The organism is Haliea sp. (assembly GCF_040222615.1).
Lineage (GTDB): Bacteria > Pseudomonadota > Gammaproteobacteria > Pseudomonadales > Halieaceae > Haliea.
This window is the reverse complement of sequence record NZ_JAVKCQ010000172.1, coordinates 1-10,217: the sequence shown is the minus strand read 5'-3', so window position 1 is coordinate 10,217 and position 10,217 is coordinate 1. Positions and strand designations below refer to the sequence as shown.

Here is a 10,217-nt window from a genome sequence, read left to right as displayed (position 1 = left end):
CTCGCACTTCTTCGGGCCCCAGCGCCCGCGAACTGTGGGCATGCGCCTGGGAATGACCTGGGAGTAACTGCCTGCCAGGTGACAGGCCGGCGCCAGGCTGGCCTGCCACCTCATTCTGTTACAGGAATTCGACCTTGCCGGTGGCGACGTCATACATTGCCCCGACGACCACCAGCTTGCCTTCATCGACCAGCGTCTTGAGCAGCGGGCTGTCAGCCAGGATGCGCTGCACCGTCAGCGCTACATTCTCGTGCGCCACAGCGTTGACCCAGGCCGTATTGCTGGAGTCGCGAGGGCCTTCGGCAACGGGCACCGCTGCCACCGCGGGGTGAATGTGCGCCAGGTTGCTGGTCAGGTTGCCCAGCTCGACCCCGTCGCAGGCACCTTTGACCGCGCCGCACTCGGTATGCCCCAGAACCACGATGGCCCGGGACCCGGCGACGCCGGCCGCGAATTCCATACTGCCCAATAGCTCCGCAGTCACCACGTTGCCGGCGATCCGCGGGCTGAAGATATCGCCGAGGCCCTGGTCAAACACCAGCTCCGGCGGGACCCGGGAGTCGATACAACCCAGCACGATAGAATGCGGATACTGGCCGGATGCCGTGGCGGCAACCTGATCAGCCAGATCCCGTTGCAACATGGCGCCGGCTACAAATCGTTCATTGCCCGCTTTCAACATGGCCAACGCAGCGGCAGGTGACAGTGCTGCCTGCGAGGCCGCGGTCTGGGTCTGTGGCAATTCCAGCGCCTGAACTGCAGGCGCAACCAGGGCCAGTGTCGCGGTGACGGCGAGGGCCCGGGACAGGGACTTGAATGTCTTCATGCAAAGCTCCTTGTTCAGGGGGGGGGTATTTCCAAGCGCTGACACCTTACCGACTGGCTCAACATCGATCTATTCGAAATTCAAATTTTTTAACGTCGATTTTTTCTTATAAAGCGACCCCCGCAGCCCATCTCGCCGAGGAGCCACCACGGCCTGAACGTCCCGTTACTGCCCGGCGGCAGCGTGCGGCACCCGCCCGCTACAGGCAGGCGTCATACTCCAGCGCGGTCACCTGGCGGTCGAAGTCATCCATCTCCTGCTCTTTCATCAGGGTCATGACGCGCTGGAATTCGGGGCCGAAGTTGTCGCGGATAAAGGCGGAATCGCGGAACCGCTGCAGGGCATCCGGCCAGTAGCGCGGCAGTGACAGGGGTACCTGGTCATAGGCGTTGCCGGTGATCGGCGGCGGCGCCTCCAGCTGCTGCTCGATACCGGCGAGCATGCCGGCCAGGATCGCGGTCACCGCGAGGTGGGGATGGGCATCCGCACCGGCGACGCGGTGCTCGATCCGCGTGGCCGCCGGCTGGTCCGTCGGCACCCGCAGGGACACGGTGCGGTTTTCATACCCCCAGCAGGGCGCGAGGGGCGCATGGGTACCGCGGCGGAAGCGGCGGTAGGAGTTCAGGTGCGGGGCGAACAACAGCATGCTGTCCGCCATGTTTGCCATGCAGCCGGCGATGGCCTGGCGCAGCAGCGCTGTACCCTTGCCGGTGCCGTCATTGAAGGCGTTGTTGCCATCGGCATCCAGCAGGCTGCAGTGGACATGCATGCCGTTCCCCGCCAGCTCGCCGAAGGGTTTGGCCATGAAGGTGGCAAGCAGGCCCTGGCTGCGCGCCACTCCCTTGATCGCGCGCTGCAGCATCACCGCCTGGTCACAGGCGAGCAGGGCGTCGTCGTTGTGGTAAAGATTGATCTCGTACTGGGACGGTGCTCCCTCCTTGATCAGGGTGTCCACCGGCAGCCGCTGCATTTCGCAGGCGTCGCGGATCCCGTGCATCAGCTCCGACATGGACGCCATGGTATCGAGGCAGTAGGTTTGCCCCGCGTTCAGGCGCCCGCCGACCCGGTCGGTCTGGGTGTGCACAGGCCGGCCCAGGGCATCGGCCTCTTCCTGCAGCAGGTAGAACTCCATTTCCGTGGCCAGTACCGGCGTCAGTCCCAGGCGCGCGAAACGCTGCATGATGTTGCGCAGCATGAAGCGCGGGTCCAGCACGCCAGGGCTGCCGTCGGCCTCCCGCATCGACATCAGCACCTGGGCCGTAGGACGCGGCATCCACGGCACCCGCACCAGGGTGCGGACGTCTGCCTCGCAGTAGCCATCCCCATCGCCGCCATTGAATACCCAGGCCTCGATATCGCGGCCCCAGGTATCAAAGGCGACGGAGCTTGCCGGCAGCTTGACCTCGCCGGCAAAAACCTTGTGGATCTTGTCCCGGGTGACCCACTTGCCGCGCATGCCGCCGCCGATGTCGGGGAGCATGACCTCGAAAATTTCGATGTCGGGATTGCTGTTGAGGAAGGCCTGCAGGCTTTGCTGCACATCGTTCATGGAAAACACCACTTTAGGGGTAATTGCTTAGGCGGGGGGCTGTGCCACACTTGCTGACAACGTTATTAAACTACGCCGGAGTCGTGCGCGACTATAACACTTCCGGGTAGATACTCAGGACACCCAACATGACAGCTGAATCACAGGCACTGCGGGATCTGGATCGCTCCCACCACTTCCATCCCTTTACCGACCTGCGCGACTACGCCGCCCACGGCGGGCGCATCGTCAACCGGGCCGAGCACATCTACATCCACGACACCGACGGCAACAAACTGCTGGACGGCATGTCCGGGCTCTGGTGCTGCAATCTCGGCTACAGCCAGCACCAGATCGTGGAAGCGATCTACCGCCAGCTGCAGGAGCTGCCCTTCTACAACAATTTCTTCCGCTGTTCCAACCAGCCGGCGGTGGAACTGGCCCGGGCGTTGGTGGAGATCACCCCCGAGCGCTTCAATCACGTCTTCTTCACCAACTCCGGCTCCGAGGCCAACGACACCAACATCCGCCTGGTACACCGCTACTTCGACCTGCTCGGCAAACCGAACAAGAAACACTTTATCAGCCGCAAGAACGCCTACCACGGCTCCACCATCGCCGCCGGCTCCCTCGGCGGGATGAACGCCATGCACCAGCAGGTCTGGGGCCTGAACTACGTCCACCACATCAACCAGCCGCACTGGTTTGCCGAGGGCGGCGACCTGTCCCCGGACGAATTCGGGCTCAAGGTAGCGCGGGAGCTGGAACAGAAGATCGACGAGCTGGGAGAGGACAACGTCGCTGCCTTTATCGCCGAGCCTATCCAGGGCGCGGGCGGCGTCATCGTGCCCCCGGACACCTACTGGCCGGAAATCCAGCGCATCTGCGACGAGCGCGATATCCTGCTGATTGCCGACGAAGTGATCTGCGGCTTCGGCCGCACCGGGCAGTGGTTCGGCAGCGACACCTACCAGATCAAGCCGCAGCTGATGACCTTTGCCAAGGCCATCACCAACGGCTACATCCCCCTGGGCGGGGTGATGATCAGCGACCAGATCGCCGACGTACTGCTGGCCCATGGCGGCGAGTTCACCCACGGCCTGACCTACTCCGGCCACCCGGCGTCCTGCGCCGCTGGCCTGGCGACCCTGCAGACCCTGCACGCAACCAACATCATCCAGAGCGCGGCGGAAAACATCGCGCCGCATTTTCAGCGCCGCCTGCGGGAGCTGGAAAGCCATCCAATCGTGGGCCAGGTACGCGGCCGCGGCATGTTTGCCGCCGTGGAGCTGGTCCGCGACAAGGGCTCCCGCGAGCGCCTCGCGCCCGACAGCCAGTCCGCTGTCTACTGCCGCGACCGCGCCAACAGCAATGGCCTGATGGTGCGCCAGACCGGCGATGCCATGATTACCGCGCCGCCGCTGGTCAGCAGTACCGCGGAAATCGACATCCTGGTGGAGAAGCTGCACCAGGCGCTCGATGAAACCGCGGCGCACTATGGCGTCAACTAGCATTTCCCCTTAGCCTGGCTACCCCGCCGGGCTTTTTTTTGGCGCCGCCAAAGGACCACCGCAATGAGCGAGCAGATCGTGCACACCAGGACCCTGCGCCAGCGCGACATGGTACTGTTCACGGTTTCCGCCATCCTGCTGCTGGACACTCTCACCGCCGCCGCCTCGGTCGGTGCACCCAGCGTGTTCTGGTGGCTGCTGCTGGGGCTGGTGTTCTTCGTACCCTTCGCCCTGATCTGCGCCGAAATGGGCTGCGCCTACCCGGAACAGGGCGGGATCTACGCCTGGATCCGGGATGCCTATGGCGGCCGCTGGGGTGCCCGCGCAACCTGGTGCTACTGGGTCAACACCGCGGTGTGGATGCCGGCGATCTTCATTCTCTTCGCCGGGGTCTTCAAGCAGATGTTCTTCCCCGAGCTCAGCCTGGGATGGCAGATCGCCATCGGCATCGCCCTGACCTGGCTGGCGGTGGTGGTCAACGTGGTCACCCTGGAGGTCGGCAAGTGGATCCCCAACCTCGGCGCCATACTCAAGGTATTGATTTTCATCGCGATTATCGTTGGCGCCATCATCCACGTGGGAAACCACGGCATGGCCAATCCGCTGACGCTGGCGACCCTGACACCGGACTGGAGCAACAGCATTCACTATATCCCGGCCATCATCTACGGCATGCTCGGCTTCGAACTGGTCAGCGCCGGTAGTGAGGAAATGCGCGACCCGGCCCGGGACGTACCGCGCTCCATCCTGATCTCCGGCGTCATCATCCTGGTGCTCTATGTCTGCGGGACCATGGCGGTGCTGGCCGCCATTCCCGCCGCCGACATCAATCTGGTGGAAGGCCTGATCGACACGCTGCAACTGTTTTTCGGCGGCAGCGCCGCCGGCGCCATCTTCGTCACCGTCCTCGGCATCGGCGCACTCTACACATTCTTCTCCAACGGGGTGACCTGGGCCCTGGGCTGCAACCGGGCGGCGGCGGAAGCGGCCATGGAGGGCGAATTGCCGCGCATCTTTGCCTTCGAGAACAAGTCCCTGGGCACACCCATCGGAGCCGCGGTACTGATGGGCTTCGTCAGCACGGTGGTGCTGCTGATGTACGGTTTCCTGGCGCTCTCCAACGAGGACCTGTTCTGGTCCCTGTTTACCTTCAGCGCCGTAATCTTCCTGCTGCCCTACCTGGGTATGCTGCTGACCTTCCTCAAACTGCGGCGCACGGACCCCAACCGGCACCGGCCCTACCGCATCCCCGGCGGCATGCCGCTGGCCCGATTGTGCGCCTGGGCCTGCTTCCTGGTGCTGGCAGTATCTATCGTGCTGTTCGTGTATACACCCGCAGAAGGCGTGCAGTGGCCGGTCCTGATCGGCGTGATCGTGACCCTGCTGCTGGGTGAGGGGGTGATCCGCAGCGCCGAAAAGCACCGCGGGCGCTGAGCTCGCCGGTGAACGCCAACGGTTCTCTTGCCGGGCCTAACTATTCAGCCCCCGGCAGATGACCCCCGAACATGCGGCGCTTACACTTTCCGGCAATAACAGCCTGGAGGGAGCGAACAATGACAACGCAGCGGCAGCAGTTGAACAAAACCACCATGGGTATCCGCGAGGGACTGCCCCTGGTGGCCACCGGTACCGATATCGAGGGCTTGCGCAGGGATGTCCAGCGCCTGATGGACATCGAGGCCATCAAGCAGCTCAAGCACGCCTACTTCCGCTGCATCGACACCGCCAACCTGGACGAACTCGGCGGCCTGTTCCACGATGATGTCGAGGTGCATTTCATCGGTGGCAGCTACGAGTGGAAGGTCAGCGGCAAGGCCGACTACCTGGCCAATATCGGCCAGTCCTTCACCGCGCGCTCCATCGGTCACCACAACGGCCACCAGCCGGAGATCCAGATCCTCGGCGACGCCGAGGCCACGGGCATCTGGTATCTGGCCGACCACATGTGGCTGCTGGAACACAATGCACTCACCACCGGCACTGCCCTGTACTGGGATCGCTACGTCAAGGTCGATGGTCGCTGGCTGATCCGCGAGACCCGCTACGAGCGGCTCTACGAGATCAACGAGACCCTGGACAAGGCGCCCAAGCTCAGCTCCCACTACCTGGGTGTCCACGGCAGCTGAGGGACCGGCCTGATCCGCGGAGCCAGGCGGGGCGTAACAAAGGTCCATCCTCGTGGTCCAAATGGCATGACGACACCGCTTGCTGACAGCGCCGCCGCCCCCCTGCCCTTCGCCCGACAACTCAGCGAAAAGGCCTGGTTCAACGCGCTCTGGTTCCAGAGTACCTGGTTCTGCACGGTGCTGGGGCGCGATGACCTGCTGGCGGTCAGCCTGGGGCTGATCGGCCTGCACCTGTTGCTGGTACCACGGCGGCGCCTGGAAATGCGCCAGCTGGCCCTGCTCGGGGGCATTGGCATCGCGGTCGACACGGGGCTCAGCCTGATCGGTGTGTTCCAGTTCCAGGGCGGGATACTGATGCCGGGATGGCTCTGCTGCCTGTGGCTGGCCTTCGCCACCACCCCCGGGCGCAGCCTGGCCTTCCTCGGCGCCCGGCCCTGGCTGGCGGCTCTGGCCGGCGCACTCGTTGTACCCTTCAACTATTATGCCGGCTCCCGTCTGGGCGCGGTCGAGTTCGGCTGGCCCCTGTGGCAGAGCCTGCTGATCATGGCGCTGGTATGGTCCATTCTGTTGCCCGCGCTATACTATTTGTATCGGCGTTTTTTCAGCCCCATGGAGCTTGAGAGTCATGATCCGCTACCTGGCTAGTCTCGCGTTTTCCCTGGTCATTGCGGCCACCGCCGCGGCGTATTCCGAGCCGCTGCAAATGGTCGGGGAGGCCCGGCTCAACGTCATGTTCTTCTCCGTGTACGATTCCCGCCTGTACACCACCGACGGCCGCTACGAGCCCGACCAGCGCCCGCTGCGCCTGGAAATCGAATACCTGCGCAACATCAAGGCGAAGGCGCTGGTAGAGCAGACCGGGGCGGAATGGGATCACCTGCAGGTGAACCACCAGCGGCGCGACGCCTGGTTGGCGGAACTCACCGCGCTGTGGCCGGACGTGGGCAAGAACGATGTCATCGCCCTGGAACTTGACGCGCAGAATCGCAGTACTTTCTATCTCAACGGCGAAAAGCTTGGAATGATGGAAGACGCTGACTTTGGCGAACACTTTGTTGCCATCTGGCTGTCGCCGGATACCAGCCGCCCCGCCCTGCGCGAGGCCCTGCTCGGCAAACTCTAGAACGGCAGGCGGGCGACTATCCCCGCCAGGACATTCTCCAGCACCCCCCGCTTCGCCTCCACAATGGCCAGGGCGTTGCGCCCACTGAGCTGGCGCTGTACAGGATCCGCCAGCAGCGCCAGCACCGCATCTGCCAGACCGGCACTGTCCGCCACCCGGAACAAGCCGTTTCCCCGCTGCAGGGCGTCGTAGATAACCTCGAAGTTGAACACGTGCGGCCCGGTAATGACCGGCAGGGCCCAGGCCGCAGGCTCCAGCGGGTTGTGACCGCCGCGCTCGATCAGGGAGCCGGCTACGAAGGCCAGATCAGCCGCGCCGTACAGCAACAGCAGCTCGCCCATGCTGTCACCGAGGTACACCTGGGCTTCCCGGGCACTGTCACCGCGGGCGCGCCGGGCCAGCTTGAGGCCTGCCGCCGCCACCTCCACCGCCACCTGTTCGAAGCGTTCCGGGTGGCGCGGCACCAGGATCAGCAGCGTTTCCGGGTAGTGGGCCAGCACCGCCCGGTGGGCGGCCAGGATCTGGCTGTCCTCGCCGTCGTGGGTACTGGCGGCAATCCACACCGGCCGGCTGTCGCCCAGGGCCTGGCGCAGACTGGCGGCCTGGCGACGCAACCCGGCGTCGATCTCGACATCGAACTTGATACTGCCAGTGACAGTGACCGTCTGCGCCGAGGCGCCAATGTCGACGAAACGGCGCGCATCTTCTTCCGCCTGGGCGGCGATCCAGTCCAGGCTCGCCAGCATCGGCCGCACCAGGCCACCGATACGTCGATAGCCGCGGGCGGAGCGCGCCGACAGCCGCGCGTTGACCAGCATGACCGGGATGCCCCGGGCGCGAGTCAGGCCGACCATGTTCGGCCACAGCTCGGTTTCGAGTATGACCAGGGCCAGGGGCCGGGCGCGGTCGAGGAAGCGACGCACCGAACCGGGGGTATCGTAGGGAGAGAACGCCACCTGCACCCGCCCGCCAAACAGGGCGCGGGCCCGGGCGGCGCCGGTGGCGGTCATCGCCGTCATCAGTATCTGCTGGTCCGGATAGGCCCGGAGCAGGGCCTTGACCAGGGGGACTGCGGCGATGGTTTCGCCCACTGACACCGCATGGATCCAGATCACCTGCCGCGGCGCGGACTGCAGGTAGCCCAGGCGCTGGCGCCAGTGACTGCGGAGCCCGGGATTGTCACGACCGGACCACCACAGCTGCAGCAGCACGAAGGGCAGGGCCAGGCGAAACAGCAGGGAGTAAAGCGCGCGCAACATGACAGGTCCGCAACCGTGAGCAGAGGGCATTCTACCGAAAGCGGCAGGCAACTGCTGCCGAAGTATTCCCGCCGACCGCGATCGGGCTGGTAAACTTGCGCCCTGAACCGCAACCAGAGTGAGCACCCCGCGACGTGAGCAAGCGCCGGAAAATGCCCCGCGATACCCGCTACAGCCGCTACCTGCATCCGCGCTGGTGGCCCACCTGGCTGCTGGTCGGCCTGATGTGGCTGTTGGCGCAGCTGCCGCTGCGGGCCCAGTGGTGGCTGGGCAAGGGGGTCGGGGATCTGGCCTGGCGCCTGCTGCCGCGGCGGCGGCACATCGCCGAGGTAAACATACGCCTGTGTTTCCCCGAGCTGACGGCGGAGGAGCAGCGCGTGCTGGTGCGCCGCGCCTTTCACTCCAACGGTATCGGCATCCTGGAAATCGGGCTGGCCTGGTTCCGCAAGCCCGAGCACTTCCTGCGCCACACCCGTGTGCACGGCCTCGAGCATGTCGAGGCCGCCTTCGAGCGCGGCAAGGGCATTCTCGTGCTGGGCGGCCACTACAGCTCGCTGGATCTCTGCGGCACACTGGTCACCTGCTTCGTTGAGGCCGACGTCATGCAGCGCGACCACAACAACCCCCTGCTCAACGCGTTCATGACCCGGGCCCGGGAACGTCACTACGGCGCCGCACTGTCGGCCAAGGATCTGCGCGGCCTGCTGCGAAGGTTGCGGGAAAACCGCATGGTCTGGTATGCCACCGACCAGGACTACGGACGCAAGGGCATTGTGTTCGCGCCCTTTTTCGGTATCGCCACTGCCTCCATCACCGCCACCTCGCGCATCGCCGAACACAGCGGCTGCACCGTGCTGCCTTACAGCCATTTCCGGCGCGGCGATGCGGTGGGCTACGACATTTACTTTCACCCGCCGCTGGAGAACTTCCCCTCGGCCGATGACCTGGCGGACGCGACGCTGGTCAACGCCACCATCGAGCGGGAGGTCCGGCGCCATCCGGAGCAATACCTGTGGATGCACCGGCGCTTCAAGACCCGCCCCTCGGCGGATGATCCCGACCCCTACCGCAGCAGCCAATAGCCTTGCCTGTCCCGGGATGGTAGTTTTTGCCCACTGACCCTGCACCTGGAGCCACCCGCACCATGGCCATCACTCGCGCGCGACTTCTCATCGGCCTGATCCGGCTCGTCAGCAAGCTGAGCCTGCCCGCTGCCCAGCGCCTGGGCAGCGCCATGGGGACTCTGGCCAGCTGGCTGCCGAATCGCTCGCGCCGGGTCACCGAGGTCAACCTGCGGCTCTGCTTCCCGGAACTCAGTGCGGAACAGCGCCAGCGACTGGTCCGTGACAGTTTGCGCCACACCGGCCAGGTGGGCATGGAGATCCCGTTGATCTGGGAGTGGCCGGTACCACGCTGCCTGGCGCTGGTGCGCGAGGTCGAGGGCGAGGAACTGCTGACCGAGGCCCGCGCCAGCGGCAAGGGGCTGCTCCTGCTCGCCCCCCACCTGGGCAACTGGGAAATGTGCGGCCTGTATTTTTCCTCGCGCTACCGCATGGCGGCACTCTACAGCCCGCCCTCCCTGCCGGGCTTCGAGGCCTACATGACCGCCCAGCGCGGCCGCCAGGGCACCGAGTACGTGCCCGGTGACCGCCGCGGGCTCAGTCGCCTGATCGGTATGTTGCGGGAGGGCGAAGTCGCGGGCATCCTGCCGGACCAGAGCCCGCGGGCCGCGGGCGTTGCCTATGCGCCCTTCTTCGGCATCGAGATCCGCACCATGACCCTGGTTTCGAAGCTGCTGCAGAAGTCCGGCGCCATCCCGCTGATGACCTGGTGCCAGCGGCTGC

The 10,217-nt window shown here is 65.2% G+C and carries 10 protein-coding genes; 7 read left to right on the top strand and 3 right to left on the bottom strand.

The genetic code is table 11. The features are described 5' to 3' along the window. Positions 1–118: 118 nt before the first annotated feature. Both RJQ10_RS14365 and RJQ10_RS14360 read right to left on the bottom strand, forming a co-directional pair. Positions 119–826, bottom strand: a complete 708-nt coding sequence (locus RJQ10_RS14365) for a carbonic anhydrase family protein (protein ID WP_350147788.1) — start codon at positions 824–826, stop codon at positions 119–121. Positions 827–1,025: 199 nt separating this feature from the next. Further along, positions 1,026–2,375 carry a glutamine synthetase family protein gene (locus RJQ10_RS14360; RefSeq protein ID WP_350147786.1) on the bottom strand — a complete coding sequence of 450 codons (1,350 nt, stop codon included), beginning with the start codon at positions 2,373–2,375 and terminating at the stop codon, positions 1,026–1,028. 128 nt (positions 2,376–2,503) lie between these two features. Between RJQ10_RS14360 and RJQ10_RS14355 the strand changes: the two genes are divergently transcribed. From RJQ10_RS14355 to RJQ10_RS14335, 5 genes are all read left to right on the top strand, one after another. Next, the gene (locus RJQ10_RS14355; RefSeq protein WP_350147784.1) at positions 2,504–3,865 is read left to right on the top strand and encodes an aminotransferase; all 1,362 of its coding nucleotides are present in this window, start codon (positions 2,504–2,506) and stop codon (positions 3,863–3,865) included. A 63-nt stretch (positions 3,866–3,928) separates the two neighbouring features. Then, the gene (locus tag RJQ10_RS14350) at positions 3,929–5,299 is read left to right on the top strand and encodes an APC family permease (RefSeq protein WP_350147782.1); all 1,371 of its coding nucleotides are present in this window, start codon (positions 3,929–3,931) and stop codon (positions 5,297–5,299) included. Between the two features lie 119 nt (positions 5,300–5,418). Further along, complete coding sequence (locus tag RJQ10_RS14345; protein ID WP_350147780.1) at positions 5,419–5,991, top strand: nuclear transport factor 2 family protein; 573 nt, start codon at positions 5,419–5,421, stop codon at positions 5,989–5,991. A gap of 66 nt (positions 5,992–6,057) precedes the next feature. Further along, entirely contained in the window at positions 6,058–6,636 is a 579-nt protein-coding gene (locus RJQ10_RS14340) for a DUF2878 domain-containing protein (protein ID WP_350147778.1), read from the top strand. Then, complete coding sequence (locus RJQ10_RS14335) at positions 6,617–7,114, top strand: chalcone isomerase family protein (protein ID WP_350147776.1); 498 nt, start codon at positions 6,617–6,619, stop codon at positions 7,112–7,114. Before RJQ10_RS14340 ends, RJQ10_RS14335 begins: the two co-directional genes overlap by 20 nt. On the opposite strand, the gene waaA is transcribed toward RJQ10_RS14335, so the two are convergent. After that, positions 7,111–8,373, bottom strand: a complete 1,263-nt coding sequence (waaA, locus tag RJQ10_RS14330; protein ID WP_350147774.1) for a lipid IV(A) 3-deoxy-D-manno-octulosonic acid transferase — start codon at positions 8,371–8,373, stop codon at positions 7,111–7,113. The two genes, RJQ10_RS14335 and waaA, sit on opposite strands and share 4 nt — an antisense overlap. A gap of 134 nt (positions 8,374–8,507) precedes the next feature. Here waaA and lpxL point away from each other — a divergent pair, with 134 nt between their 5' ends. After that, positions 8,508–9,455 carry an LpxL/LpxP family Kdo(2)-lipid IV(A) lauroyl/palmitoleoyl acyltransferase gene (gene lpxL, locus RJQ10_RS14325; protein ID WP_350147772.1) on the top strand — a complete coding sequence of 316 codons (948 nt, stop codon included), beginning with the start codon at positions 8,508–8,510 and terminating at the stop codon, positions 9,453–9,455. A 62-nt stretch (positions 9,456–9,517) separates the two neighbouring features. Beyond that, positions 9,518–10,217 (top strand): lysophospholipid acyltransferase family protein (locus RJQ10_RS14320; protein WP_350147770.1); only part of this gene is annotated, 700 nt, incomplete at its 3' end.